Here is a 25,916-nt window from a genome sequence, read left to right on the forward strand (position 1 = left end):
CATGATCGAAAAAAATTACCAGCCCGCCGATATCGAAACCCGCATGTCCGTGGTGTGGGAGGACAGCCTCGCCTTCAAGGCCGGCCGCCCTGACCGCCGCGACGCGGTGCCGTTCACCATTGTGATCCCGCCGCCGAACGTGACGGGCTCGCTGCACATGGGCCACGCCCTCAACAACACGCTTCAGGACATCCTGTGCCGGTTCGAGCGCATGCGCGGCCGCGACGTGCTGTGGCAGCCCGGCACCGACCATGCTGGCATCGCGACGCAGATGGTGGTCGAGCGCCAGCTGATGGAGCGCCAGCAGCCCGGCCGCCGCGAGATGGGCCGCGAGAAGTTTCTGGAGCGGGTCTGGCAGTGGAAGGCCGAGAGCGGCGACACCATCATCAACCAGCTCAAGCGGCTCGGCGCCTCCTGCGACTGGTCGCGCGAGCGCTTCACCATGGACGAGGGCTTGTCGAAGGCCGTCCTCAAGGTGTTCGTCGAGCTGCACCGCGAGGGGCTGATCTACAAGGACAAGCGGCTGGTGAACTGGGACACCAAGCTGCTGACCGCGATCTCCGATCTCGAAGTGCAGCAGACCGAGGTCAAGGGCAGCCTCTGGTATCTGCGCTATCCGATCGATGGCAAGATTTTCAGCCCCGAGGATCCCTCGAGCTTCATCGTCGTCGCCACCACGCGCCCCGAGACCATGCTCGGCGACACCGGCGTTGCCGTGCATCCCGATGACGAGCGTTATCAGAAGCTGATCGGCAAAAACGTCATCCTGCCGCTGGTCGGCCGCAATATCCAGATCGTCGCCGACGAGTATTCCGATCCGGACAAGGGCTCGGGCGCGGTGAAGGTGACGCCGGCGCACGACTTCAACGATTTCGAGGTCGGCAATCGCCACGGCCTGCGCAGGATCAGTGTGCTCGACAGGGAAGGCTGCCTCGATCTGCTCGGCAACGAGGATTATCTGCGCGACCTGCCCGAAGGTGCCTCGCAATTCGCCGAGGAGTTCAACAAGGTCGACCGCTTCGTCGCACGCAAGCGCATCGTCGAGCGATTGGAATCGTTCGGCTTCGTCGAGCGGATCGAGCCGCACACCCACATGGTGCCGCATGGCGATCGCTCGAACAGCGTGATCGAGCCGTATCTGACCGACCAGTGGTACGTCGACGCCAAGACGCTGGCCAAGCCGGCGATCGCGGCGGTGCGTTCGGGCGAAACGTCGTTCGTGCCGAAGAACTGGGAAAAGACCTATTTCGAGTGGATGGAGAACATCCAGCCCTGGTGCATCTCGCGCCAGCTCTGGTGGGGTCATCAGATCCCGGCCTGGTACGGTCCGGATGGCAAAGTGTTCGTCGCCGAGACCGAGGAGGAGGCGATCAGCCACGCCCTCGGCTATTACGTCGAGCAGGAAGTCATCACGCCGGAGCAGGGGCGCGAGATGGCGCTGGACCGCAACAAGCGCGACGGCTTCATCACCCGCGATGAGGACGTGCTCGACACCTGGTTCTCCTCGGCGCTGTGGCCGTTCTCGACGCTCGGCTGGCCCGAAGATGCGCCCGAGGTACAGCGTTACTATCCGACCAATGCGCTGGTGACCGGCTTCGACATCATCTTCTTCTGGGTCGCCCGCATGATGATGATGGGCCTGCACTTCATGAAGGAGGTGCCGTTCTCGACCATCTACATCCACGCCCTCGTCCGCGACGAGAAAGGCGCCAAGATGTCGAAGTCGAAGGGCAACGTCATCGATCCCCTCAACCTGATCGACGAATATGGTGCCGACGCGCTGCGCTTCACGCTGGCCGCGATGGCGGCGCAGGGCCGCGACATCAAGCTCGCCACCAGCCGCGTCGAGGGCTACCGCAATTTCGCGACAAAGCTCTGGAACGCCTGTCGCTTCGCGGAGATGAACCATTGCGCCGTGCCCGAAGGTTTCGAGCCGGCGAAGACGAAGGAGACGCTGAACCGCTGGATCGCGCATGAGAGCGCGCACACCACGCGCGAGGTGACCGAGGCGATCGAAGCATATCGCTTCAATGACGCCGCAGGCAGCATCTACCGCTTCGTCTGGAACGTCTATTGCGACTGGTATGTCGAGCTCGCAAAGCCCGTGCTGCTCGGTCCCGACAGTCCCGCCAAGAACGAAACCCGCGCCATGGTCGCCTGGGCGCGCGACGAGATCCTCAAGCTCCTGCACCCCTTCATGCCCTTCATCACCGAAGAGCTCTGGGAGGTGACGGCGAAGCGCGACGGATTGCTCGCATTGGCGGCGTGGCCACTGAAGCGGGCGGAACCGACGCCCGAGCAGCTTGCGATGCTCGCGGCGACGACGGGGCCGACCGATCCGCTCGTCTCGCCGGCCTGGGTGCTGCCCATCTTCGACCATGCCGACTTCACCGATCCCGCGGCCGAGGCCGAGATCGGCTGGGTGATCGACCTCGTCACGCAAATCCGCTCGGTGCGCGCCGAGATGAACATCCCGCCGGCAAGTCTGACGGCTCTGGTGCTCGCCGGCGCCTCGACCGAGACCAGGGAGCGCGCGCCGCGCTGGACTGATGTCATCAAGCGCATGGCGCGGCTGTCCGACATATCCTTCGCCGACCGCGCGCCGGACGGTGCGGTTCAGCTGCTGGTGCGCGGCGAAGTGGCTGCGCTGCCGCTGAAGGGCGTGATCGACGTCGCCGCTGAGCGCACGCGCCTGGACAAGGAGATCGGCAAGGCCGATGCCGACATCAAGCGCGCCGAGTCCAAGCTGGCGAACGAGAAATTCGTTGCTAACGCGGCCGAGGAGGTCGTCGAGGAGGAGCGCGAAAAGCGCGAGGCGGCACTGGCGCGCAAGGCCAAGCTGCTCGAGGCGCTGGAGCGGCTGAAGCAGGCGTCGTAGCCCTATTTCGGAAACGGCTTGCTCAGAAACTTCGAGCCCTTGATGCCGTAGCGCCAGGGCAGCTCCACCGCCTTCGTGATGCCGATCCGGATGCCGGTCGCGACCTCGACATCCTCCGTCCGCGCATGCAGCGCAATCGGTGGCCGGTCGAGGGGCAGGGTATTGTACGCGACGGTGATGCCGAGCGCTTCGGTCAGTTTGCCCGGGCCCGAGCACAGCGCGTGCATGTCCTGAAGATGGCGGCGGCGTCGCATCGCAGCCAAGCCATGGGTCGGCTCCAGCGCGCGGATCAGCACGGCGCTGGCCGAGCCTTCCTCCTCGCAGACGAAGTTCACGCACCAGTGGATGCCGTAGGAACGGTAGACATAGGCATAGCCGGGCGGACCGAACATCACCTGGTTCCGCTGCGTCGGCCCGCGATAGGAATGCGCGGCCGGGTCGGTATGATGATAGGCCTCGACCTCGACGATGATTCCGCCGACGCCATCGACCAGCATGGTGGCGCCGATCAGGTCGGGCGCGACCTCGTGGACGCTGCGGCCGAAAAAGGTCCGCTTCAGCGGCTTGCCAAGCCGCAATGGAGAGGCATTCGATCTTGGAGCCATTCGAGGTGAGAATCGCCTGAGAACAGAGCAGGATATTGCCCATATCTGCCATGTTCTCTGAAGCGGGGCGAGCCGGGTTGCGATGCTTGGCCAGACCGACTAGGTAGGACCAGAACAGACCGGACACCCCATGGTCGTTATTGTCGATACCATCTCGAACCCGCTGCGCCCGCGCCACCCCGAAAAGGTGAACCGGCCCGATTCCGCTTCGCCGCCGAAGCCGGACTGGATTCGCGTGCGCGCGCCCAACACCCGCGGCTATGCCGACACCCGCAACATCGTACGGGCCAACGGCCTGCACACGGTATGCGAGGAGGCGGGCTGCCCAAATATCGGCGAGTGCTGGGACAAAAAGCACGCGACCTTCATGATCATGGGTGACACCTGCACCCGTGCCTGCGCCTTCTGCAACGTCAAGACCGGCCTGCCCAACGCGCTCGATGCCTCGGAGCCGCAGCACGTCGCCGAGGCAACCGCCAAGCTGGGGCTGGCACACGTCGTCATTACTTCGGTCGACCGCGACGACCTCGCCGACGGCGGCGCCGAGCATTTTGCCCAGACCATCCGTGCGATCCGCGCCGCGTGTCCTTCGACCACGATCGAGATCCTGACGCCGGACTTCCTGCGCAAGGAGGGCGCACTCGAGATCGTCGTTGCGGCGAAGCCCGACGTCTTCAACCACAATCTCGAGACCGTGCCGTCGCGCTATCTCACGGTGCGGCCCGGCGCGCGCTATTTCCATTCGATCCGGCTGCTGCAGCGGGTCAGGGAGCTCGATCCCACCATCTTCACCAAGTCCGGCATCATGGTCGGGCTCGGCGAGGAGCGCCACGAGGTGCTCCAGGTGATGGACGATCTGCGCTCGGCCGAGGTCGATTTCCTCACCATCGGCCAGTATCTCCAACCCACTCGCAAGCATCACGCCGTGATGCGCTTCGTGCCGCCCGACGAGTTCGCCTCCTACGAGAAGGTCGCCTATACCAAGGGGTTCCTGATGGTGTCGGCGAGTCCGCTCACCCGTTCGTCGCATCATGCGGGCGAGGATTTTGCGAGACTGAAGGCAGCGCGGGCCGCGATCGCGCGCTGAGTTCCAATGCATCGAGTTTCAAGCAAGCACCGCGTCAATCACAGCGCGTCCGAGATGTTTGATCTGGTCGCCGACGTCGAGCGCTACCCGGAATTCGTGCCGCTGTGCAGCGCGCTGAAGGTGCGTCAGCGCATGGCGAAGCCCGATGGCACCGAGGTGCTGGTCGCCGACATGACGGTCTCGTTCAAGCTGGTCAAGGAATCCTTCACCAGCCGGGTGACGCTCGACCGCGCCAATTTGAAGATTCTCGTCGAATATCTGCAAGGTCCGTTCAGCAATCTGGAAAACCGCTGGACGTTCGAGCCCAAGGGCGAGGGCGTCTGCGACGTCGGTTTCTTCCTCTCCTACGAGTTCAAGAGCCGCATGCTGGCGATGCTGATGGGCTCGATGTTCGACGCTGCATTCGCGCGATTCTCCACTGCGTTCGAAAAGCGGGCCGACGCGATCTACGGCCGGCCCAAATTGGCGTCGTCCTAGTCTTCCCGGCGGGCACCGCTCTCTCCGCCGTCATTGCGAGGAGCTCTTGCGACGAAGCAATCCAGAGTGCGTCCGCGGCGGCAGTCTGGATTGCTTCGCTGCGCTCGCAATGACGAGGCTTCAATCCACCGCCTTCACCACATCCGGCGGCTGCGAGGCGTAGTACGCCGCGGCCTGCTCGATCTCCTGCGGCGTCATTGCGCGCGCGATGTTGCGCATCTGCTGGCTGATGTCGTTGCGCCGTTCGCCGGAGGCGAAGGCCTGGAGCTGCGCCTTCATATAGGCCTCCGACTGGCCTTCAAGCCACGGGCTGCCGGTCTTGTTGTCGAGGCTGCCATGGCAGGAGCCGCAGGGCGCGATGCCGCGCATCGGCGCGCCGTAGATGACGATGTTCGGTTTTGGAAGCTGCGGCGTCGGGTGGTAGGCCGGCAGCCGCGGCAGGTAGGCGTAGTAGATCGAGAGATCAGCGATCTCCTGGTCGGTCAGGTTGACGGCAAACGGCGACATCACGGCATTGCTGCGTGCGCCGGAGCGGAAATCGTGCAGCTCCTTGTAGATCACGGCCGCATACTGGCCGGCGAGGTTCGGCGAATCCGCGCGGCTGATGCCGGTCGGGCCGTGGCAGATGGCGCAGCGCTGCGCCAGCGTCGCACCGCGGCCAATCGCTTCCTGGCTCGAGCGTGACAGCGTGGACGAGGTCAGCACGACCTCCGACAGGCGCTTGCTCAGCTCGGGCGCCGTCACGCTCAGCGCTCGCTGCGGCACGCCGGCGGCGCTACAGATGGCGTCCCAGACATTGGCGAACTGAACCCAGGGCTGCGCGAAGGGCAGCACGATGAAGCCGGCAAGCGCCGTCACGATCAGGATCGCGGCGGTGATGCCGACTCCAAGCGTGAAATGCCTGTTGCGGAAGGTGAAGAGGTCGCGCTTGCTCATCACTGCGCTCCCACATAGACGGCCGGCACCGACGTGCCCTCGCTCAGCGCCAGCGTCACGATTGGATAACCGTAGTTGGTGAGGGTGAGGCCGATCATCAGTGCCACCCATAGTGCATAGCTGTTGAGTGCGACCGGCACGGTCGCCGGCTGGTGCACGGCCAGCGCAAACCGGTAGGGGCCGGCATCGGCCTGAGGCGCACGCATGCCGCGCGCCAGGATGGCGATGGACATGATTCCCGAGGCCAGCAGGATGAATCCGCCGATCGCCGAGAACGTGACCGAAAGCGCCTGCGGCGCGATCGCGGGATCGCCGAAGTCGAAATAGGCCATGCGGCGCGGCATGCCCAGGATGCCGACCCAATGCCACGGGAAGGTGGTGACGATCATGCCGACGAACCACAGCCAGAGCTGGGTGCGGATCAGGCGGAGATCGGCCAGCTCACGGCCAGTCAAATGCGGCCACAGATCATAGGCGATCGCAAAATACATGATCACGATGGCACCGCCGAAGATCAGGTGGAAATGGCCGGTGATCCACTGCGTGTTGTGGATGGACGTATCGAGCTGATAGCTCATGTTGATGAGCCCGCCGGCGCCGCCGAAGCCGAGCATCACGAAGGAGAAGGCAAGCGCCAGCATCATCGGATTGTCCCAGGGCAGGGCCCTGATCCAGCCGAACATGCCGCGCCCCCCGCGCAGGCGTGCGGCGATCTCGACCGAGGCGCAGATCGTGAACACGGTCAGCAGCGTCGGCAGTGCCACCAGCGCCGTGAAGGCCGAATGGATGAACTTGAAGCCGGCGCCGACTTGCGGATCGGCAAAGGTGTGGTGCATGCCGATCGGCATCGCGACCACGAGGAACAGGATGAAGGAGATCCGCGCCATGGTGTCGGAATAGACGCGGCCGCCGATCGCGCGCGGCACGATGGTGTAATAAGCGATGTAGGTCGGCATCAGCCAGAAATAGACGATGGCGTGCAGCGTCCAGGAGAAGAACACGCGGGCAAGCCCTGCGTCGATCGTGGTCTTCAGCCCCGCCGCGACGGGAATGATCTGGAGCAGCAGCTCGAGCGCGGCGCCGACCGCGGTCCAGGCCCACAAGTAGGAGCCTGCGACATTGGCGAACATGGCGAGCGGCACCGGCGCGCCGGGATGGGCCTTTCGCCAGACGCGCAGATTGATCGACATCAGCGCGACCCAGATCCATGAGCCGACCACGACCAGCACGACGCCGAGATAGTAGAAGACGTTGCCGATCAGCGGCGGATAGAAGGTGTAGAGCACCGAGGCGCGTCCCAGCGCGACCGGGATCACCGCCATGATGCTGCCGGCGACGATCAGCCAGAATCCGGCCCAGGCCCAGCGCAGGCCGACCAGGCGCTGCTCCAGCGCGGACTCGCTGATCGCATAGCCAAACGCCATCGCGACCAGGGTCGGGAAGACGTAGCCCATCACCGTGCCGTGCGCGGTCAGCGAGCGGTAATAGAGCTCGGGATTGGACAGCCAGGTGCCGATCGGGCTGCGGATGAACATCTGCCAGGCGCCGAGCGTGAGGGCTATGCCGAACACGGCGAAGGCCAGCCAGAAATGGGCGAGGATGAGCTTCCTATTGACCAACACAGCTCAGCCTCCCGCCGCCCTTCGCCCGATCGGCGAATTCGGTCTTGTCGATCACCTTGACCTTGCCCCACATGCCCTCGTGGCCGAAGCTGCAAAACTCCTGGCAGGGCATCAGATAGTCGCCGGTATTCGTGAAGCGCATGAGCTGCTCGGAGATGTAGCCCGGCACCAGCATGGTGTTGACGTTGGTGCCCTGGATCAGGATGCCGTGGACCACGTCGGCGCTGGTGGCGCGCAGCGTGATCGGCGTGTCGGCCGGGACCACGATGCAGGCGGGCGTGAAGGAATATTGCTGGCCGATCGCGCGCACGGTCACATTGCCATTGGCCTCCAGCACGCTGCCGAGATTGCTCTCGACGAATTCGCCCGACAAATGCAGCCGCGACGGATCGGTGATTTCGACGCGCGGCTGCGGCATGGTCGCACGATGGATGCCGGCAAAGGCCGCCAGCAGGGCCATGGCCACGATGATGATCACGGCAACCGTGGCCCACCGCCGCTCGACGCGGGCCGCGATCTCGGCGCTTGAATGGGCTTCCTCCGTGCTCATTGCAGCGATCCGCGCGGCAGGAAGACGAACAGGTAGAAGGCAAGCCACATCGCGACCACGCAGGCTGTCGCGATACCAGCGAGCACGATCGCGCCGGACGGCCCTTGCGCGACGACCTCCTCGACGGCCTGATCGGCGGCGGCTGGGCTGGTCGGCGGATCGGAATTGATCATAGCGGCCTCAGTTCAGGGGTGCGGAGCGCAGCTCATTGGCCTCGCGCGCCGAGACCGGCGTGCCGCGATTGCCCCAGGCGGTGCGAATGTAGGAGACGACGGCGGCGACCTCGTTGTCGGAGAGGAGGCCTGCAAAGGGCGGCATGCCGTAGGGCATCGGATTGCCCTTGGTGCCCGGCGGATAGCCGCCATTGAGCACCATGCGGATCGGATTGACCGCCGATTGCATCTCGATCGACTGGTTGTTGGCGAGCGGCGGCCAGTGCGGCGGCTTGCCCTCGCCCTGCATGCCATGACAGCTCGCGCAATTCTTGTCGTAGACGGTCTTGCCGAGGCTGATCAGCAGGCTGCTCTCGGTGGTCGGCAGCGTCGAGCTTGCCGGCGGCGGAGGCGAGGGCTCCGCGATGCCCTTGAGGTACACCGCCATCGCCTTGGTGTCCTCGTCGCTCAGATATTGCAGGCTGTTGTGCACGACCTCGGCCATCGGGCCATAGACGACGCCGCGCATGGAGACGCCGGTCTGGAGCAGGTCGGTGATGTCCTTGATGCTCCAGTCGCCGAGCCCGGCTTCGCGGTTCGACGTCAGCGAGGGGGCGTACCAGTTCTGCATCGGGATCAGGCCGCCCTTGAAGGCGTCCGATTGCGAGGTGCCGCCGAGCGCGTTGATCGGCGAATGGCACATTCCGCAATGGCCGAGGCCCTCGACCAGATAGGCGCCGCGATTCCATTCCGCCGATTTCTTCGGATCCGGCTTGAACTCGCCTTCGCTGAAGAACAGCGTGCGCCAGCCGAGGATGAGCTGACGGTTGTCGTAAGGAAAGCGCAGCTCGTGCGGCTTGTTCTTCTGGTTCACCGGCGCGATCGAGCGCAAGTACGCGAAGATCGCGTCGCTGTCGGTGCGCGTGACCTTGGTGTAGGACGCGAACGGCATCGCCGGATAGATCAGCCCGCCGTCCGGAAAGCGGCCGCTGTGCATGGTCTTGTAGAAATCGTCCGCGCTCCACTTGCCGATGCCTGTATCGGGATCCGGCGTGATGTTGGAGGTATAGAGCGTGCCGAACGGGGTCGGCATGGCGCGGCCGCCCGCGAACAGGCGGCCCTCCGGCGCGGTATGACAGGCGGTGCAGTCGCCGGCGCGGGCAAGATATTCGCCGCGTGCGATGATGTCGCCGGTCTTGTCCTTGTCTTGCGCCTGCGCGGCCGAGGTGAGCGCGGCGAAAGCAAGGAGCACAATCGACAATTTGGAGCCCATCATCCGCCTCGTCAGTTGGGCTGGCTGCCGCAGCCGAACGGCAGCGCGTAGGTGCCTTTCGGCACGGGGGCCGGATTCGCCGGTGCCGGCCGCGTCGCGAGCCACGCCGCAACGGCGGTGACGTCAGTCTCGGTCAGATGACCGGCGACGAGCTGCATGCAGTCGGGCGACTTCGCGGTTCGCGTGCCGTAGCGCCAAGCGCCGAGCTGAGCGCTGATGTAGTTGGCGCGCAGGCCAAGCAGGCCGGGGATACCGGGCTGCATTCCCGTGAGCCCTGGACCATGGCAGCTCACGCAGGCCGGAATGTTGCGACCTGCATCGCCGCTGGTGGCCAGCAGTTCGCCGTGCGCCAGCACTTCTTTGCTGACCTCGCTCGGCGCGGGCGACGGCAGCGGCGGATGCTCGCTGGCAAAATACTCCGCCATCGCCTGCAGATAAGGATCGGGCAGAAATTCCAGCAGATAGTTCATCGGCGGGTATTTGCGCCGGCCGTTGCGGAAGGCGAGCAGCTGGTTGTAGAGATAGCCGGCCGGCTTGCCGGCAAGGCGCGGAAAATAGACGTCGCTGGTGCCTTCGCCCTTGTTGCCGTGACAGGGCGTGCACGCTTCGACCCGCGCCGCCATCGTGTCGGGCGGTTGGTTGGCCGTTTGTGCGGCCGCACCGTCAATGGCGGCCAAAGTGGCAATGGCCAGAGCAGTGGTGCGAGCGAGCACTCTCGTCCCCCTCCAAAACAGGACCGGTTGATTCCGGATCACAAAGTAGGGGAGCATTTTGCGCCAATATGGTCCCGCGCAAGATCGGGCACGCGTGATGACGTCTGGTCGCGGTCTCTGCATGAGCGATCCCGATCGAATTCGCCAAAACTTGCGTGCTTTTTGAAAACTGGGCATGACACCGCACTCTCGCGACAGTTCCTGCCCGAGGCCTGCTTCGTCGTCTCGCCCTCCGATGTCAGAGGGCGCAGGGAAGACCGGGTGCCGGCTGGGCACCCGCGGTCCACTGTGCGAAAGCGTGTGCTACAAGCATACAGGTGGAGCCGGAAACAACCCGGCCTTCCCTGCGCAGTGGTTTGACGGCTTATGCCGAGCTCTCCCCGGGGAGCGATGCACTATTGCCCCCGTCGCCTTGCAGATCGCTGATGCGCGCGCCCGGTTGGAACGAAACGCATCACCGCAAGACTTGACGCACAGGCCCCGGGCGTCAGGACGACACGGTTTTGCCGTACGCTGGTCGCACCTGTCGTTTGCGCGTGGCGATCGCTCACGGTCTCCCGCCCTGCGATTGCCTCATCGCGCCGGTGCTGCCAACGTCCACCACGGCCCATCCCGCGTTTCGTGACGATCGCGATACGCCCCTCTGACTGGGGATGAGGTGGCGGGAGAATGCGACAAATCAGAAATTCTGTAAAGACGAATATTTTGGTGTGAGCCGATTGACCGAGCCGTGGGGTTTTTTGCCCGACGGGCAACGCAACGGATTGTAGCTTGCTGCCCTGAAGGAGCGAACCGTAGTCCGGGCTACGGCACCCGTGTTCCCCCGACATCCGCCGGGATCATTTCGCGCCGTCGCGGGTTCTCAACGGATTGTCCGGGTTGGAGCCGCCATGACCATCAATTTTGACACGCTGAAAGCATCGCTCGTGCTGTATGGCTTGAACGCGATCTACGCGATGCTTCTGCTCGCGGTCGGCTGGTATCTGTCCGGCGCACTGCAGCGTTTCGTCACGCGCGTATTGAGCGTCACGCACCGCGTCGATCCGCTGGTGACCTTGTTCGTTGCCAGCGTCGTTCGCTATGCCGTGCTCGCGGTCGTCGGCATCGCCGTGCTTCAGCTCTTCGGCATCCAGACCGCGAGCCTCGTTGCCGTGCTGGGCGCGACATCACTCGCCATTGGTCTTGCGCTTCAGGGCACGCTCTCCAATCTCGCCGCCGGCGTGATGCTGCTGTTGTTCCGGCCCTTTCACATCGGCGATGACGTCGAGGTGGCCGGCAAGGCGGGGAAGGTGAAATCCCTGTCGCTGTTCATGACCGAACTGCTCGCGCCCGACAACACGCAGATCCTCTTGCCGAACGGGCAGGTATGGGGCGCGGCCATCATCAACCACAGCGCCTATCCTGGCACGGGCGAGATCAAGGTGACGTTTCCGGTCAGGGCCGGCTCGGCCAATGCGCTCGCTGACAAGATTCTGAAGGAGCTGCGCGACGATCCCCGCATCGACGACAGGACCGCCCCCTCGGTCAATGTAACAAAGGTGATCGCTGCCGATCCCGCAGCGCCCGTCGTGGAGTTGACGGTGAGCGCAAAGGTGAAGCCGTCCGATGCCGATGCCATCAAGCAGCGGGTGCTCGATCATGCGAGTGCGCTGCTTGCGGCGGCCTGAGAGCGCCTTTAGCCCCGCGGCGAGCGCGGCGGCCTGCGCTTCACCGCATGCCGGCGCGGCGAGCGGGTGACGCGGGGACGAAGGCGGCTTGCGGCTGCGGGACGCGGCTTGGCCTGGGCTTGTGGGCCGCGGGCGAGGTCCATCAGCATGCGCAGTGCCTCGACCACGGAGCGGGCACGCACGGCGCTGCGGCCGATCGCGCCGAAGCGGTGCTCGCGATGGATGATGCGGCCGTCGCGCGCCGCAGCGGCAAAGTGCACGAGACCGACCGGCTTGCCGGGCGTGGCGCCGCCGGGGCCGGCAATGCCGGTGATGGCGACCGCGAGATCGACATCGGCGCGCTCGAGGGCGCCGATCGCCATCGCGGTTGCGGTCTCCTTGCTGACCGCGCCGAAATTGCTGAGCGTGCTCGCCTCGACCCCGAGCATCGCGCGCTTGGCGTCGTTGGAATAGGTGACGAAGCCGCGGTCGATGACATCAGAGGAGCCGGGGATATCGGTCAGCGCGCCGGCGACCAGGCCGCCGGTGCAGGATTCGGCCGTCGCGATCGTCAGCTTGCGCATCCGGCACAGATCGAGCAGCGAGCGGGAGAGGGCGCGTGCGTCGCTGCCGCCCATGGCTTAGACGCTCCAAGTCTTTTCGTTAAACGGAAGACGGATGGTGGCGCTCGCGGTGGCCGCGATGCCTTCCTCACGGCCGGTGAAGCCGAGCCGCTCGCTGGTGGTCGCCTTCACCGCGACGCGCGAAATGTCGACGCCGGAAATCTCGGCGATGCGCGCGCGCATGGTGTCACGCAAGGGACCGATCTTCGGCCGCTCGCAGATCATCGTCACCTCGAGATTGGCGACGCGGCCGCCGCGCTGGGTGACGCGCTCGATGGCGTATTTCAGGAACTGGTCGGAGGAAGCTCCCTTCCACTTCGCATCGCTCGGCGGGAAGTGCGAGCCGATGTCGCCGTCGGCGAGCGCGCCGAGGATGGCGTCGACCAGCGCATGCAGGCCGACATCGCCATCGGAATGGGCAAGGAAGCCTTTCGTATGGGCGACGCGCACGCCGCAGATCATGACGTGGTCGCCGTCGCCGAAGGCGTGCACGTCATAGCCGGTGCCCGTCCTGATGTCGCCGAGCTGGGCGGCCAGGCGCGCTTCCTCGCGCACGAAATCCTCGGGAGTGGTGAGCTTCATATTGGCAACATCGCCTTCAAAGGTTGCAACCGTCAATCCTGCCCATTCGGCAATGGCGGCATCGTCGGTGAAGTCCGAGCGTCCGTCCTTCGCCGCGCGACGATGCGCCTCGAGGATGACGTCGAAACGAAAGGATTGCGGCGTCTGCGCGATTCGCAGCCGCGCGCGGTCCGGCGTGTCCTCGATATGACCGCTCTCGCCGGTGAGCTTGATGGTGTCGGTGACGGGGACGACGGGGATCGCAGCGCCGGTGCGGCTCGCCGCCTCGATCGCACGGGAGATCATGCTCGCCGAGACGAAGGGGCGGGCGGCGTCGTGGATCAGGACGATGTCGGGCTTGTGCTTGGCCAGCGCTTCCAGACCCGCGAGCACCGAGGCCTGACGGGTGGCGCCACCATTGGTCGGCGGCTCGTGCTTGAGCCCTGCGACCGCGGCCGTGAACATGGCGCTGTCGTCGGGGTTCACCACCGGTTGCACCGTCGACACGTCGGGGTGACGGCTGAAGGCTTCCATGGCGCGATAGATCACGGGCACACCGCCGATCTCGCGATATTGCTTCGGCCCGCCGGCGCCGGCGCGCAAGCCCCGACCGGCTGCGACGAGGACGACCGCGGTGCGTTGTGATTTCGCCATAGGACTCAAATACTCAGTTGGTGATGAAGAGTCGGGGAGTGGGGTGATTTGACGGCATGCCTCTAGCACGGCAGGCCCGCAAAAAAAGGGGGTTTCCCCGCTTTGTGGGAAACAGCATTTTGCTGCACTGCACTTGAAAGATCTGCAGAACTGTCTAAACTGTAGGCATGACGCTTGACTGCACAAGAATTGTGCGCAAGATAGGTCATGGCAGGCGCGATGAGGCCCTGTCCAGTCAACGAGACCCCTGTGACCGGCTCGGCAGTATCCGGCTCTAAGCCGTTGAAAATAGGCGATATTGATGTCGCCACCCCGGTCTTCCTGGCGCCGATGTCGGGGGTGACTGACTCGCCCGTTCGGCGGCTGGCCGCCGAGCTGGGGGCAGGTCTCGTCGTGTCGGAAATGACCGCCAGCGATGAGCTCGCCAACGGCCACCGGATGTCGCGGTTGCGCTGCGAAGCCACGGGGATCGGCCCGCACGTGGTCCAGCTCGCCGGCTGCGAGGCGCATTGGATGGCTGAGGGGGCCCGGATCGCCGAAGCCGAAGGCACCGACATCATCGATATCAACATGGGCTGTCCGGCCCGCCACGTCACCGGCGGCCAGTCCGGCTCGGCCCTGATGCGCGACCTCGACCACGCCGTCAGCCTGATCGACGCGACGATTGCGGCGGTGAAGGTGCCGGTGACGCTGAAGATGCGGCTCGGCTGGGACGACCGCAGCCGCAACGCGCCGGAACTGGCGCGGCGCGCGGAAGCATCAGGCATCAAGCTCGTCACCGTGCATGGCCGCACCCGCTGCCAGTTCTACAAGGGCGAGGCCGATTGGGATGCGATCCGCGCCGTGCGCGAGGCGATCTCCATTCCGCTCGTCGTCAATGGCGACATCACCACTTATGACAAGGCGCTCGCGGCGCTCGACGCCTCCGGCGCCGATGCCGTGATGATCGGCCGCGGCGCGCAGGGCCAGCCCTGGCTGCCCGGCCAGATCGGTCGCCGCCTGAAGGGCGGTGAAGAGGAAGCAACGCCGGCGCTCGAGACGCAGCTGCATTATGTCCGCACGCTCTATGAGGGCGTCTGCACGCTGTACGGCCTGCGCATCGGGCTCAGGCACGCGCGCAAGCATCTCGGCTGGGCGCTCGATATCGCGGCGGATGCGAGCGGCGCTTCAATCGAGAAGCTGAAGGGGTGGCGTCAGAAGATCCTGACCTCGGAGGATCCGCGCCTGGTCCACCGATCGCTGCAAGACGCCTTCGACGACTTCGCATGGAGCGCTGCTGCATGAGTTCAGCCGCTGAACATCGCCGGCCGTCCGACAGCGACGCGATCCTGGATGCGCTCCCCAATCCCGTGCTGATGATCGGGCCGGACGGCAAGATCGTCGCCGCCAACATCGCGACCGAAGCCTTCTTCGAAATCTCGACGCAGTTCCTGAAGCGGCAGTCGCTGAAGGAACTGGTGCCGTTCGGCAGCCCTTTGCTGGCACTGATCGACCAGGTGCGCTCGTCGAACTCGCCGGTCAATGAATACAAGGTCGATCTCGGTACGCCGCGCATGGGCGGCGACCGTCAGGTCGATCTGCATGTCGCCCCGCTCACGGAGCGGCCCGGCCACATCGTGGTGATGCTCCAGGAGCGCACCATCGCCGACAAGATGGATCGCCAGCTCACCCATCGCAGCGCTGCGCGCTCGGTGATCGCGCTGGCCGCGATGCTGGCGCACGAGATCAAGAACCCGCTATCCGGCATCCGCGGCGCGGCGCAGCTCCTGGAGCAGCAGGCCTCCTCCGAGGACCGCATGCTGACGCGCCTGATCTGCGACGAGGCCGACCGTATCGTGACGCTGGTCGACCGCATGGAGGTGTTCGGCGACGAGCGCCCCGTGGTGCGCGGCCCGGTCAACATCCACTCGGTGCTCGATCACGTGAAGCGGCTGGCGCAGTCCGGCTTTGCCCGCAACATCCGCTTCATCGAGGATTACGATCCCTCGCTGCCGCCGGTGCTGGCGAACCAGGACCAGCTGATCCAGGTGTTCCTCAATCTCGTGAAGAATGCCGCCGAAGCCCTGATCGACGTGCCCGACGCCGAAATTCAGCTCACCACCGCGTTCCGCCCCGGCGTGCGCCTGTCAGTCCCCGGTCAAAAATCCCGGGTATCCCTGCCGCTCGAATTCTGCGTCAGAGACAACGGACCAGGCGTGCCGGACGACCTTCTGCCCAACCTGTTCGATCCCTTCGTGACCACCAAACAGACCGGCTCGGGCCTGGGTCTTGCACTGGTCGCCAAGATCGTCGGCGATCACGGGGGCATCATCGAATGCGAATCTCAGCCGCGCAAGACCACCTTCCGCGTGCTGATGCCGATGTATTCCACATCGGTGAAACATGCCGATCAAAGCAGTCGCGACGGCTCTGCCGGGAAGTTGTCGTCTGCGTCACAGGGGGCAAAATGAGGATTAGCGATGCCCGCAGGTAGCATTCTCGTAGCTGATGACGATACCGCCATCCGCACTGTTCTCAATCAGGCACTGTCCCGCGCCGGCTACGAAGTGCGGCTGACCGGCAATGCCGCAACGCTGTGGCGTTGGGTCAGCCAGGGGGAGGGCGATCTCGTCATCACCGATGTGGTGATGCCCGACGAGAACGCTTTCGACCTGCTGCCGCGGATCAAGAAGATGCGGCCGAATCTGCCCGTCATCGTCATGAGCGCGCAGAACACGTTCATGACGGCGATCCGCGCCTCCGAGCGCGGCGCCTATGAATATCTGCCAAAGCCCTTCGACCTGAAGGAACTGATCGCCATCGTCGGCCGCGCACTCGCCGAGCCGAAGGAGCGGGTCTCGACGCCAGACGAGGACGCCGAGATGGAGGCGATCCCGCTGGTCGGCCGCTCGCCCGCGATGCAGGAAATCTATCGCGTGCTGGCGCGTCTGATGCAGACCGATCTCACCGTGATGATCACGGGCGAGTCCGGCACCGGCAAGGAGCTGGTGGCGCGCGCGCTGCACGATTACGGCAAGCGCCGCAACGGCCCGTTCGTCGCCGTCAACATGGCCGCGATCCCGCGGGACCTGATCGAATCCGAATTGTTCGGCCATGAGCGCGGCGCCTTCACCGGCGCCAACACCCGCGCCTCCGGCCGGTTCGAGCAGGCCGAGGGCGGCACGCTGTTCCTCGACGAGATCGGCGACATGCCGATGGAGGCACAGACCCGTCTGTTACGCGTGCTGCAGCAGGGCGAATACACCACCGTCGGCGGCCGCACCCCGATCAAGACCGACGTGCGCATCGTCGCGGCCTCCAACAAGGATCTGCGCGTCCTGATCCAGCAGGGCCTGTTCCGCGAAGACCTGTTCTTCCGCCTCAACGTCGTGCCGCTGCGGCTGCCGCCGCTTCGCGAGCGCATCGAGGACCTGCCGGATCTAGTGCGGCACTTCTTCACGCTGGCCGAGAAGGACGGCTTGCCGCCGAAGAAGCTGGACGCGCTGGCGCTGGAGCGGATGAAGCAGCATCGCTGGCCGGGCAATGTGCGCGAGCTCGAAAACCTTGCCCGGCGCCTCGCCGCGCTTTATCCGCAGGACGTAATCACGTCGTCGGTCATCGACGGCGAGCTCGCGCCGCCTTCGGTCAGCCCGGGCGCCGCGGTCCAGCAGGGTGTCGACAATCTCGGCGGCGCGGTGGAGGCTTATCTGTCCTCGCACTTCCAGGGCTTCCCGAACGGCATGCCGCCGCCGGGCCTCTATCACCGCATCCTCAAGGAGATCGAGGTGCCGCTGCTCACGGCCGCGCTTGCCGCCACCCGCGGCAACCAGATCCGCGCCGCGGACCTGCTCGGCCTCAACCGCAACACGCTGCGGAAGAAGATCCGGGACCTCGATATCCAGGTATATCGGAGCGGGGGCTAGGCTTTCACAACGGACGGTGGCTCAGCTTCCCCACCCAAGGCGGAGCTGAGCCTGTCCGGATCGCGTTGGCCATTGCGGCTGACGCGGTGAGCAGAAGTCCGGATCGGACCGAAATGTTCCGCTCGCACATTCAAATTGGTCATTCGGCCGCAAGGCTCGGCATCACATCTATCTGACCACTCGGCCGGATGCCGGCATCACGCTGGCGACATTCACCGGCGGCTGCTGGAGGCCCAGGCCGTTGACCAGGAGGTCGGCGGCCACAATCAGCAGAAGAACGGCCGAGACCATCGTCGCGAGAAAAAATCTATCCATGCCCGTCAAACCGGGATGGCTGGAATCCGTTCCCGTCCAACCGCCATGTCTTGTGGATGGGCGCGTCGGTCGCAGCCGAGACGCCGCGGAATTGTCGCAATTCGGCAACAATGTGGTACGAATACATCAGTATCCGCGCGCCCGCGGACCCGTTTTCAGCACCCATTGCCGGAATGACCAGCGCAGATACCTCGGCCGCATCCTTTGACACGGCCCCAGCCGAAGAGCCCAAGCGCTGGTCGCTGCGGCGCTGGCTGGCACCCTTTGCCGTGGCCCTGGCGCTGCTGTCGGCCTTCCTCACCTTCCTGGTTCTGACCGGCCTCACCAAGATCGAGCCGACGCCGGAGGTTGTCCGCTCGTTCTATCTGATCAATGCGGCCACGATCCTGCTCCTGGTCGGGATTATCATCCGGGAACTCTGGCAGCTGATCCTGGCCCGGCGGCGGGGCAGGGCGGCCGCGCGCCTCCATGTCCAGATCGTCAGCCTGTTCTCGATCGTGGCGGTGCTGCCGGCGGTGCTGGTCGCCGTCGTCGCCAACGTCACCATCGAGCGCGGTCTCGACCGGCTGTTCTCGGGCCCGACCAAGGAAGTGATCCAGAATTCGCTGACGATCGCGCGGGCCTACATGCAGGACCATGCGCAGCTGATCCGCGGCGACATTCTCGGCATGGCCAACGACATCGCGCACGCCCGGCCGCTCTACGACCAGGACCGCCGCTCGTTCCGGGAGATGCTGACCGCCAGCGCCGGCTCCCGCAATCTGCCGGGTGCGATGATCATCGACAAGAACACCAACATCCTGGAATCCGCCGACACCGGCATGCGGCTGGCCTACTCGCCGCCCGCGCCGGACTTCCTCAGCAACGTCAACGAGAACGAACCCGAAATCGCGGTGCTACCAGATGCGAGCTTCGTTGCCGCGGTGATCCGCCTGCGTGCCTTCAACGACACCTTCCTCTACGTCGCCCGGCCACTCGATCCGAACGTCGTCAACCAGCTCAAGCAGACCGAGGTCAGCGTCGCCGAATACGCCCAGATCGAGTCGCGCCGGCTCGGCATCCAGGTCGCCTTCGCGCTGATGTTTGCCGTGATCGCGCTGACCATCCTGATGGCCTCGGTGCTGATCGGCCTCAACTTCGCCAACTCGCTGGTCTCGCCGATCCGACGGCTGATGAATGCGGCCCACACGGTCTCGACCGGCGACCTGCATGTCCAAGTGCCAGTGCACCAGTCGGAAGGCGACCTCGCGCAGCTTGGTGAGACCTTCAACAAGATGACGCAGGAGTTGCGCAGCCAGCGCGACGAACTCGTCAACGCCAGCGACCTCATCGACAGCCGCCGCCGCTTCATCGAGGCCGTGCTGTCCTCCGCGAGCGCCGGCATCATCGGCGTCGACGCGTCCGGCAGCGTCGGCATCCTCAACCGCTCCGCTGAGAAACTGATCGGGCACTCCGAAGCGGAGACGCTCGGCCACCCGCTCTCCGACGTGCTGCCTGAGCTCGACGAGATGATGAAGGCGGCGCGGGAAGGGACCCAGCGCCTGGTGCAGGGCCAGATCACGATCACCCGCGACGGCACCGAGCGCAATCTCTCGGTCCGCGTCAGCGCCGAGAAGACCAGCCAGCCGCGCGACAGCTACATCATCACGCTCGACGACATCACCGAACTGGTGTCGGCGCAGCGCACCTCGGCCTGGGGCGACGTGGCGCGCCGCATCGCCCACGAGATCAAGAATCCGCTGACGCCGATCCAGCTCTCGGCCGAGCGCATCCGCCGCAAATTCGGCAAGACCATCACCGAGGACAAGGACAAGCAGATCTTCGACCAGTGCACCGACACCATCGTGCGCCAGGTCGACGACATCAGGCGCATGGTCGACGAGTTCTCCCGCTTCGCGCGGATGCCGAAACCGGTGATGGAGGGCGAGGACGTCGCCGACACCGTGCGGCAGGCGGTGTTCCTGATGAAGGTTGCCCATCCCGAGATCGACATCGAGGCCGAGTTCAAAGAGGATCCGCTGCGCGCCCAGTTCGACCGGCGACTGATCTCCCAGGCCGTGACCAACATCGTCAAGAACGCCACCGAGGCGATCGAGCAGGTCCCGCCGGAGGAGCTCGGCCGGGAAAACGGAAAAGGCCGCATCGACGTCGTGGTGTCGCGGGATGGCGAGGACGTGCTGATCGACGTCATCGACAACGGCATCGGCCTGCCCAAGGTCGCGCGCTCGCGGCTGCTCGAACCCTACGTCACGACGCGCGCCAAGGGCACCGGCTTGGGGCTGGCGATCGTCGGCCGCGTGCTGGAAGACCATGGCGGACGCATCGAGCTGAAGGACGCCTCCGACTTCCGCGAAGGCCAGCGCGGCGCCTGGATGCGGATGCGCTTTGCGATCTCCGGGCAACCCGCGAAGTCCGAGGGAGCCGAGCCGGCGCCCCCGGCCAAGGAAGCAACCAAGCCGGACAACAAGGAAGCGGTTGCGGATTCCGTCGAGGAATCCAGGCCGAACACGGAAACAAAAGAGCCGGACGCCGAAACCAAAGAGCCGACTGAAAAGACCAATGATTCAACGAAAATCGAAGCCTCAACAGGTAGCTGACAAGGCAGGCGCGACCCATGGCAAGTGAAATTCTGATTGTCGATGATGAGGCCGATATTCGGGATCTCGTTGCGGGCATTCTCGAAGACGAGGGGTTCGTCACAAGGACCGCACGCGACAGCGATACGGCTCTGGCCGAGATCGCCAACCGCAGGCCGCATCTGGTGTTCCTCGACATCTGGCTCCAGGGCTCCAAGCTCGACGGCTTGCAGCTCTTGGAGCAGGTCAAGAAGGACAACGCCGACCTGCCGGTCGTGATGATCTCCGGCCACGGCAACATCGAGACCGCGGTCGCCGCGATCAAGCGCGGCGCCTACGACTTCATCGAGAAGCCGTTCAAGGCCGACCGCCTGATCCTGGTCGCGACCCGAGCGCTGGAGAACTCGCGGCTCAAACGCGAGGTCAAGGAGCTGAAGCAGCTCGCGCCGAGCGCCAGCCAGCTCGTCGGCCGCTCGCCCAGCATGAACCAGCTGCGCCAGACCATTGAGCGCGCGGCCAAGGCCAACAGCCGCATCCTGATCGTCGGCCCCGCCGGCGCCGGCAAGGAACTGACGGCGCGCACGCTGCACACGGCCTCGGGCCGCGCCGACGGACCCTTCGTCGTCATAAACGCGGCCGCGATCACGCCCGAGCGGATGGAGCATGAACTGTTCGGCGTCGAGCAATCCAACGGCGAGCAGCCACGCAAGCCCGGCGCGCTCGAGGAAGCCCATGGCGGTACGCTGTTCATCGACGAGATCGCGGACATGCCGCGCGAGACCCAGAACAAGATTCTGCGCGTGCTGGTCGAGCAGTCGTTCCAGCGCGTCGGCGGCACCGCCAAGGTGCAGGTCGACGTCCGCATCATCTCCTCCACCGCGCGCAATCTCGAAGAGGAGATCGCGGCCGGCCATTTCCGCGAGGACCTCTATCATCGGCTCTCGGTGGTGCCGATCCGCGTGCCCGCGCTGTCGGAGCGGCGCGAGGACATTCCGGAATTGATCGATTACTTCATGGAGCAGATCTCGGCCGGCAGCGGCCTGCCGAAGCGCCAGATCGGGCAGGATGCGATGGCGGTGCTGCAATCGCACGTCTGGCCGGGCAATGTGCGCCAGCTCCGCAACAACGTTGAGAGAGTCATGATTCTGGCTGCGGGCGGGCCCGAGGTCATCATCACGGCCGACATGTTGCCGCAGGACGTCGGCTCCATGGTGCCGGCGATGCCGACCAGCAACAATGGCGAGCACATCATGGGCCTGCCGCTGCGCGAAGCGCGCGAAGTATTCGAGCGCGACTATTTGATTGCACAGATCAGCCGTTTCTCAGGAAATATTTCTCGCACGGCCGAGTTTGTTGGCATGGAACGTTCGGCGCTGCATCGGAAGCTGAAGGCGCTCGGTGTCGGCTAAAGCGTTTTCGAGCGAAGTGGGTACCGGTTCGCGTAAAGAAAACGCGTCAGAACAAGATGTCGCGCCGCGACGTTGCGGTGAGACATCAGGGATAAGCGAGGAAAATCATCGATTTCCGTAGTTTTTCGGGGCAAGACGGCGAGGGCTGGCGCGTGAAGCGGCTTGCCTAATAACTCCACCTGTCCTCTAATCGCACAGCTGTTCCTTCCGAGGGGGATCTCATGAGGGACGGCAACCGGGAAAGGCCCCGCATCAACCAAAACAGGGGCGCAACCGGCGCAATAAAAAGAAACTCAAAGCGAGAAAAAAAATGGCGGCAGACCGCGCACAAAACCTACAGGACACCTTCCTTAATCACGTTCGCAAAACCAAGACGCCACTAACGATCTTTCTGGTCAATGGAGTGAAGCTCCAGGGCATCGTGACCTGGTTCGACAATTTCTGTCTGCTGCTTCGGCGCGACGGTCATTCGCAGCTCGTCTACAAGCATGCGATCTCGACCATCATGCCGGGCGCTCCGATCCAGTTGTTCGAAGGCGGCGAGGATCAGCCGGCTTGAGAGTGCTCTGATTGGAACCCCGGAATTTTGACGGGGACGCCGACCGTCCGCGGTCGGCAGGGGCTAAGCAGACGGGGCGGGTGCTTGTCATCGGCCCCTACTTGCGAGTGCGTGCGGGAAGTGCCGACGCGCAATCGGAAAGCCATGGCTTGTCCAGCCAAGTATTGCGCGACGCCGAGGCCCGGCTCGATGAAGCCGTGGGCCTCGCGCGCGCGATCGATCTCGTTATTGCCGACGCCATCATCGCACCGGTCAGCCAGATCCGACCCGCGACATATATTGGCAAGGGCAAGGTCGAGGAGATCGCCGCGCTGGCCAAGAGCCTCGACGTCGAGCTGGTGGTGATGGATTGCGCGCTGGCGCCGATCCAGCAGCGCAATCTCGAGAAGGAGTTGCACGCCAAGGTGCTCGACCGCACCGGGCTTATTCTCGAAATCTTCGGCCGCCGCGCCAAGACCAGGGAAGGCTCGCTCCAGGTCGAGCTCGCCCATCTCAATTACCAGCGCTCGCGCCTGGTGCGCTCATGGACCCATCTGGAGCGCCAGCGCGGCGGTTTCGGATTCATGGGCGGCCCCGGCGAGACGCAGATCGAAGCCGACCGCCGCCTGATCCAGGAGCGCATCTCCAAGCTCGAGAGCGAGCTGAAGAAGGTGCAGGCGACGCGACGATTGCATCGCGCCGGACGCCAGCGCGTGCCATATCGCGTCGTGGCACTGGTCGGCTACACCAATGCCGGCAAGTCGACGCTGTTCAACCGCCTGACCCGCGCCGACGTGCAGGCCGCCGACATGCTGTTCGCAACGCTGGATCCGACCTTGCGCGCGCTCAACCTGCCGCATGGCGGCAAGGCGATGCTGTCCGACACGGTCGGATTCATCTCCAATCTGCCGACCCAGCTCGTCGCCGCCTTCCGCGCCACGCTGGAGGAGGTGCTGGAGGCCGACGTCATCCTGCATGTCCGCGACATCTCGCATGACGATGCCGAGGCGCAGCAGAGCGACGTCGACGCGGTGCTGCGCCAGCTCGGCATCAACCCTGATGACTCCGGCCGCATCATCGAAGTCTGGAACAAGATCGACCGTTACGACGCCGAGCAGCGGGAAGAGCTTTTGAACATCGCCGCGCGCCGGCCGGAAGATCATCCGGCGATGCTGGTCTCCGCCGTGTCGGGCGAGGGGATCGACGCACTGCTCGCCGCGATCGAGCAGCGGCTCGCAGCAAAACGCACCACGCTGGACCTCTCCATCGACGCCGCCGACGGCGCCGGCATCAGCTGGCTGCACCGGAATTCAGAGGTGCTGGCCAAGGAGCTGCACGACGGCCGCTTCGACATGACCGTGCGGGTCGACGAGACCAAGCGGGACATCGTGGTGTCCCGGTTCGATGCGGTGCCGCATCACGCGACGTAGGTCCCGCCGCGTGAGTTGCGCACTGCTTCCTCAACGGCGCTGTCGTCCCGAACAAGCGTAAGCGCAGATCCGGGACCCATAGCCACAGGACGTCGTTTGGCGAAGACTCGTGGTTATCAGCTTACCGCTCCAACTGCTCCCTGGGGTTATGGGTCCCGGAGCTGCGCGCGCTTGAGGCGCGCTTGTCCGGGACGACGGCGGAGTTAGCGGCGGGCTCGATTGCGCTCCTCTGACGCTATCTCCTCGCCCTTCGCCGCATTCCATAGTGCATCCATCTCCGCCAGCGAGGCCTGCTCCAGCGTGCGGCCCTGCGCCTCCAGCATCCGCTCGATGAACGCAAAACGTCTTTCGAATTTTGCATTCGTCGCACGCAGCGCGGCCTCCGGATCGGCATCGACATGGCGGGCGAGGTTGACCAGTGCGAACATCAGGTCGCCGGTTTCTTCCGCTAGCTCCTGCCTGTCATTGCGATCCAGCGCGGCTTCGATCTCGTCGGCTTCCTCGCGGATCTTTTGCAGCACTGCGCGCGGGTCGTTCCAGTCGAAGCCGACGGTGGAGGCCTTGCGCTGCAACTCCATGGCGCGCGTCAGCGCGGGCTGGCCGGCCTTCACGCCCGACAGCAGCGATTTGTGCGCCGGCGCGTCCTTCGGCGGCCGGCGCGCGGCGCGCTCGGCTTTCTCCTCGGCCTTGATGCGGTCCCAGACTTCCTTGACGTGGTGTGAGGCGAGATTGCCGTCCTTGTCGGCGAAGACGTGGGGATGACGCCGGATCATCTTGCGGGTGATGGCCTCGACGACGTCGCCAAACGCGAATGCGTTCTGCTCCTCAGCCATCCGGGCGTGGAACACGACCTGCAACAGGAGGTCGCCGAGCTCCTCGCGCAGATCGTCGAGATCGCCGCGTGTGATCGCATCGACCACCTCATGGGCTTCCTCGATCGTGTAGGGCGCGATGGTCGCAAAATTCTGCTCGAGATCCCAGGGGCAGCCGGTCACCGGCGTGCGCAGCGCCGCCATGATCTCGATCAGGCGGGAAATGTCGCGGGAAGGGGTCATTGCGGGGCGGTCTCCTGGCTCCAAAGAGCCTTATGCCAAAAGCGGGCGGCCGTTCCCAGCGGGGCGCGGCGGAACAGGCCGATTTCCACCGATTGGCGGGCGGTCTGCGCAGTGCTAAAGCGCGGGCCATGAGCGACGCATTTTCATCACAGACCGCCTTGGTGCTGTTTTCCGGCGGCCAGGATTCCACCACCTGCCTCGCCTGGGCGCTCAGCCGTTTCGCCCGCGTGGAGACGTTGGGGTTCGACTACGGCCAGCGCCATGCCATTGAGCTCGCCTGCCGCGACCGCCTGTTCGAGGGCATCAAGGGCCTGCGCGCCGATTGGGCCGCCAAACTCGGCGACAGCCACACGCTGTCGATCCCGACGCTGGCGGCCGTATCCGAGACGGCGCTGACCCGCGACGTCGCGATCGCGATGGGTGCCGACGGCCTGCCCAACACCTTCGTGCCCGGCCGCAATCTGGTGTTTCTGACCTTCGCCGCGGCGCTGGCCTACCGGCGCGGCATCACCCACATCGTCGGCGGCATGTGCGAGACCGACTATTCCGGCTATCCCGATTGCCGCAACGAGACCATCCGCGCCATGCAGGCCGCGCTCTCGCTTGGCATGGCGAGATCCTTCGAGCTGCACACGCCGTTGATGTGGATCGACAAGGCCGCGACGTGGAAGCTCGCGCACGACCTCGGCGGCGACGGGCTTGTCGATCTCATCCGCGAGCAGTCGCACACCTGCTATCTCGGCGAACGCGGTGCGCAGCACGAGTGGGGCTATGGATGCGGCGAATGCCCGGCGTGCGGCCTGCGGGCGAAGGGGTGGCGGGAGTTCGTAGCGGGGCGTAAATAGCGGCTCTTGCTCCACCGTCATTGCGAGGAGCCCTTGCGACGAAGCAATCCAGACTGCAGCCGCGGAGGG

Annotated in this window: 23 protein-coding genes; 12 read left to right on the top strand and 11 right to left on the bottom strand. The window is 65.0% G+C overall.

The features are described 5' to 3' along the window. The first annotated feature begins 1 nt into the window (after position 1). Positions 2–2,878: a valine--tRNA ligase gene (locus CWO91_RS14800; protein WP_130214089.1), complete on the top strand. Its 2,877-nt coding sequence runs from the start codon at positions 2–4 to the stop codon at positions 2,876–2,878. Between the two features lie 2 nt (positions 2,879–2,880). On the opposite strand, the gene CWO91_RS14805 is transcribed toward CWO91_RS14800, so the two are convergent. Next, a complete protein-coding gene (locus CWO91_RS14805; protein ID WP_130214090.1) occupies positions 2,881–3,483 on the bottom strand; it encodes a DNA-3-methyladenine glycosylase in 603 nt (200 codons plus the stop codon). A 130-nt stretch (positions 3,484–3,613) separates the two neighbouring features. Here CWO91_RS14805 and lipA point away from each other — a divergent pair, with 130 nt between their 5' ends. Together lipA and CWO91_RS14815 are read left to right on the top strand one after the other, a co-directional pair. Further along, on the top strand, positions 3,614–4,570 hold the full coding sequence (gene lipA / locus CWO91_RS14810) for a lipoyl synthase (protein WP_130214091.1): 957 nt from the start codon (positions 3,614–3,616) through the stop codon (positions 4,568–4,570). A gap of 6 nt (positions 4,571–4,576) precedes the next feature. Further along, positions 4,577–5,047, top strand: a complete 471-nt coding sequence (locus CWO91_RS14815) for a type II toxin-antitoxin system RatA family toxin (RefSeq protein ID WP_130214092.1) — start codon at positions 4,577–4,579, stop codon at positions 5,045–5,047. Between the two features lie 120 nt (positions 5,048–5,167). Here the strand turns inward: CWO91_RS14815 and CWO91_RS14820 are convergent, their stop codons facing one another. The 6 genes from CWO91_RS14820 to CWO91_RS14840 are packed head-to-tail and all read right to left on the bottom strand — an operon-like array spanning position 5,168 to position 10,203. Beyond that, entirely contained in the window at positions 5,168–5,983 is an 816-nt protein-coding gene (locus CWO91_RS14820; protein ID WP_165405464.1) for a c-type cytochrome, read from the bottom strand. Continuing rightward, complete coding sequence (locus CWO91_RS14825) at positions 5,983–7,605, bottom strand: b(o/a)3-type cytochrome-c oxidase subunit 1 (protein WP_130214094.1); 1,623 nt, start codon at positions 7,603–7,605, stop codon at positions 5,983–5,985. The genes CWO91_RS14820 and CWO91_RS14825 overlap by 1 nt, the downstream gene beginning before the upstream one ends. Continuing rightward, a complete protein-coding gene (locus tag CWO91_RS14830) occupies positions 7,592–8,155 on the bottom strand; it encodes a cytochrome C oxidase subunit II (protein WP_130214095.1) in 564 nt (187 codons plus the stop codon). Before CWO91_RS14830 ends, CWO91_RS14825 begins: the two co-directional genes overlap by 14 nt. After that, positions 8,152–8,328, bottom strand: coding sequence for a hypothetical protein (locus CWO91_RS42945; RefSeq protein ID WP_027542758.1), 177 nt, complete (start codon positions 8,326–8,328; stop codon positions 8,152–8,154). Before CWO91_RS42945 ends, CWO91_RS14830 begins: the two co-directional genes overlap by 4 nt. Before the next feature lie 7 nt (positions 8,329–8,335). After that, complete coding sequence (locus CWO91_RS14835) at positions 8,336–9,580, bottom strand: cytochrome c (RefSeq protein WP_165405465.1); 1,245 nt, start codon at positions 9,578–9,580, stop codon at positions 8,336–8,338. Positions 9,581–9,591: 11 nt separating this feature from the next. Further along, positions 9,592–10,203 carry a c-type cytochrome gene (locus tag CWO91_RS14840; protein WP_433995559.1) on the bottom strand — a complete coding sequence of 204 codons (612 nt, stop codon included), beginning with the start codon at positions 10,201–10,203 and terminating at the stop codon, positions 9,592–9,594. Between the two features lie 980 nt (positions 10,204–11,183). Here CWO91_RS14840 and CWO91_RS14850 point away from each other — a divergent pair. Continuing rightward, positions 11,184–11,960, top strand: a complete 777-nt coding sequence (locus CWO91_RS14850) for a mechanosensitive ion channel family protein (RefSeq protein WP_130214097.1) — start codon at positions 11,184–11,186, stop codon at positions 11,958–11,960. Positions 11,961–11,968: 8 nt separating this feature from the next. Here CWO91_RS14850 and CWO91_RS14855 read toward each other — a convergent pair whose 3' ends face one another. Further along, positions 11,969–12,577 carry a CinA family protein gene (locus CWO91_RS14855; RefSeq protein ID WP_128944204.1) on the bottom strand — a complete coding sequence of 203 codons (609 nt, stop codon included), beginning with the start codon at positions 12,575–12,577 and terminating at the stop codon, positions 11,969–11,971. Between the two features lie 3 nt (positions 12,578–12,580). Further along, positions 12,581–13,777, bottom strand: coding sequence for a bifunctional 2-C-methyl-D-erythritol 4-phosphate cytidylyltransferase/2-C-methyl-D-erythritol 2,4-cyclodiphosphate synthase (locus tag CWO91_RS14860; RefSeq protein ID WP_130214098.1), 1,197 nt, complete (start codon positions 13,775–13,777; stop codon positions 12,581–12,583). A gap of 282 nt (positions 13,778–14,059) precedes the next feature. On the opposite strand from CWO91_RS14860, the gene dusB reads away from it, so the two are divergent. From dusB to ntrC, 3 genes are read left to right on the top strand one after another with little or no spacing between them, the layout of a single operon-like run. Further along, positions 14,060–15,061, top strand: a complete 1,002-nt coding sequence (gene dusB, locus CWO91_RS14865) for a tRNA dihydrouridine synthase DusB (RefSeq protein ID WP_208753024.1) — start codon at positions 14,060–14,062, stop codon at positions 15,059–15,061. Beyond that, a complete protein-coding gene (locus CWO91_RS14870) occupies positions 15,058–16,227 on the top strand; it encodes a two-component system sensor histidine kinase NtrB (RefSeq protein ID WP_130214099.1) in 1,170 nt (389 codons plus the stop codon). The genes dusB and CWO91_RS14870 overlap by 4 nt, the downstream gene beginning before the upstream one ends. Before the next feature lie 9 nt (positions 16,228–16,236). Continuing rightward, positions 16,237–17,679 carry a nitrogen regulation protein NR(I) gene (ntrC, locus tag CWO91_RS14875; RefSeq protein ID WP_091895433.1) on the top strand — a complete coding sequence of 481 codons (1,443 nt, stop codon included), beginning with the start codon at positions 16,237–16,239 and terminating at the stop codon, positions 17,677–17,679. Between the two features lie 168 nt (positions 17,680–17,847). Here ntrC and CWO91_RS42950 read toward each other — a convergent pair whose 3' ends face one another. Next, positions 17,848–17,994, bottom strand: a complete 147-nt coding sequence (locus tag CWO91_RS42950) for a hypothetical protein (RefSeq protein ID WP_165405467.1) — start codon at positions 17,992–17,994, stop codon at positions 17,848–17,850. 173 nt (positions 17,995–18,167) lie between these two features. On the opposite strand from CWO91_RS42950, the gene CWO91_RS14880 reads away from it, so the two are divergent. The 4 genes from CWO91_RS14880 to hflX all read left to right on the top strand — a co-directional run bounded on the left by CWO91_RS14880 (position 18,168) and on the right by hflX (position 23,947). Beyond that, on the top strand, positions 18,168–20,591 hold the full coding sequence (locus CWO91_RS14880) for a sensor histidine kinase (protein ID WP_165405468.1): 2,424 nt from the start codon (positions 18,168–18,170) through the stop codon (positions 20,589–20,591). Positions 20,592–20,608: 17 nt separating this feature from the next. Next, positions 20,609–21,979 (top strand): sigma-54-dependent transcriptional regulator, encoded by a 1,371-nt coding sequence (locus CWO91_RS14885; RefSeq protein WP_027558046.1) that lies wholly within the window; start codon positions 20,609–20,611, stop codon positions 21,977–21,979. A 310-nt stretch (positions 21,980–22,289) separates the two neighbouring features. Further along, the gene (gene hfq / locus CWO91_RS14890; protein ID WP_007591126.1) at positions 22,290–22,538 is read left to right on the top strand and encodes an RNA chaperone Hfq; all 249 of its coding nucleotides are present in this window, start codon (positions 22,290–22,292) and stop codon (positions 22,536–22,538) included. Positions 22,539–22,549: 11 nt separating this feature from the next. After that, positions 22,550–23,947 carry a GTPase HflX gene (gene hflX / locus CWO91_RS14895; RefSeq protein ID WP_165405469.1) on the top strand — a complete coding sequence of 466 codons (1,398 nt, stop codon included), beginning with the start codon at positions 22,550–22,552 and terminating at the stop codon, positions 23,945–23,947. 203 nt (positions 23,948–24,150) lie between these two features. On the opposite strand, the gene mazG is transcribed toward hflX, so the two are convergent. After that, a complete protein-coding gene (gene mazG, locus CWO91_RS14900; protein WP_130214102.1) occupies positions 24,151–25,002 on the bottom strand; it encodes a nucleoside triphosphate pyrophosphohydrolase in 852 nt (283 codons plus the stop codon). A gap of 128 nt (positions 25,003–25,130) precedes the next feature. Here mazG and queC point away from each other — a divergent pair, with 128 nt between their 5' ends. Then, a complete protein-coding gene (gene queC, locus CWO91_RS14905) occupies positions 25,131–25,847 on the top strand; it encodes a 7-cyano-7-deazaguanine synthase QueC (RefSeq protein ID WP_130214103.1) in 717 nt (238 codons plus the stop codon). Positions 25,848–25,916 lie beyond the last annotated feature (69 nt).

The organism is Bradyrhizobium genosp. SA-3 (assembly GCF_004212635.1).
In the GTDB taxonomy this organism is placed as follows: Bacteria; Pseudomonadota; Alphaproteobacteria; order Rhizobiales; family Xanthobacteraceae; genus Bradyrhizobium.

What these genes read in the sequence shown, in the direction of transcription:
- CWO91_RS14880 (WP_165405468.1), top strand. Translation starts at nt 18,168, where the DNA reads ATGACCAGCGCAGATACCTCGGCCGCATCCTTTGACACGGCCCCAGCC.
- hfq (WP_007591126.1), top strand. Translation starts at nt 22,290, where the DNA reads ATGGCGGCAGACCGCGCACAAAACCTACAGGACACCTTCCTTAATCAC.
- CWO91_RS14885 (WP_027558046.1), top strand. Translation starts at nt 20,609, where the DNA reads ATGGCAAGTGAAATTCTGATTGTCGATGATGAGGCCGATATTCGGGAT.
- CWO91_RS14850 (WP_130214097.1), top strand. Translation starts at nt 11,184, where the DNA reads ATGACCATCAATTTTGACACGCTGAAAGCATCGCTCGTGCTGTATGGC.
- mazG (WP_130214102.1), bottom strand. Translation starts at nt 25,002, where the DNA reads ATGACCCCTTCCCGCGACATTTCCCGCCTGATCGAGATCATGGCGGCG.
- CWO91_RS14830 (WP_130214095.1), bottom strand. Translation starts at nt 8,155, where the DNA reads ATGAGCACGGAGGAAGCCCATTCAAGCGCCGAGATCGCGGCCCGCGTC.
- CWO91_RS14815 (WP_130214092.1), top strand. Translation starts at nt 4,577, where the DNA reads ATGCATCGAGTTTCAAGCAAGCACCGCGTCAATCACAGCGCGTCCGAG.
- CWO91_RS14840 (WP_433995559.1), bottom strand. Translation starts at nt 10,203, where the DNA reads ATGGCGGCGCGGGTCGAAGCGTGCACGCCCTGTCACGGCAACAAGGGC.
- lipA (WP_130214091.1), top strand. Translation starts at nt 3,614, where the DNA reads ATGGTCGTTATTGTCGATACCATCTCGAACCCGCTGCGCCCGCGCCAC.
- CWO91_RS42945 (WP_027542758.1), bottom strand. Translation starts at nt 8,328, where the DNA reads ATGATCAATTCCGATCCGCCGACCAGCCCAGCCGCCGCCGATCAGGCC.
- CWO91_RS14870 (WP_130214099.1), top strand. Translation starts at nt 15,058, where the DNA reads ATGAGTTCAGCCGCTGAACATCGCCGGCCGTCCGACAGCGACGCGATC.
- CWO91_RS14860 (WP_130214098.1), bottom strand. Translation starts at nt 13,777, where the DNA reads ATGGCGAAATCACAACGCACCGCGGTCGTCCTCGTCGCAGCCGGTCGG.
- CWO91_RS14855 (WP_128944204.1), bottom strand. Translation starts at nt 12,577, where the DNA reads ATGGGCGGCAGCGACGCACGCGCCCTCTCCCGCTCGCTGCTCGATCTG.
- CWO91_RS14835 (WP_165405465.1), bottom strand. Translation starts at nt 9,580, where the DNA reads ATGGGCTCCAAATTGTCGATTGTGCTCCTTGCTTTCGCCGCGCTCACC.
- queC (WP_130214103.1), top strand. Translation starts at nt 25,131, where the DNA reads ATGAGCGACGCATTTTCATCACAGACCGCCTTGGTGCTGTTTTCCGGC.
- ntrC (WP_091895433.1), top strand. Translation starts at nt 16,237, where the DNA reads ATGCCCGCAGGTAGCATTCTCGTAGCTGATGACGATACCGCCATCCGC.
- CWO91_RS14800 (WP_130214089.1), top strand. Translation starts at nt 2, where the DNA reads ATGATCGAAAAAAATTACCAGCCCGCCGATATCGAAACCCGCATGTCC.
- CWO91_RS42950 (WP_165405467.1), bottom strand. Translation starts at nt 17,994, where the DNA reads ATGGATAGATTTTTTCTCGCGACGATGGTCTCGGCCGTTCTTCTGCTG.
- CWO91_RS14820 (WP_165405464.1), bottom strand. Translation starts at nt 5,983, where the DNA reads ATGAGCAAGCGCGACCTCTTCACCTTCCGCAACAGGCATTTCACGCTT.
- CWO91_RS14805 (WP_130214090.1), bottom strand. Translation starts at nt 3,483, where the DNA reads ATGGCTCCAAGATCGAATGCCTCTCCATTGCGGCTTGGCAAGCCGCTG.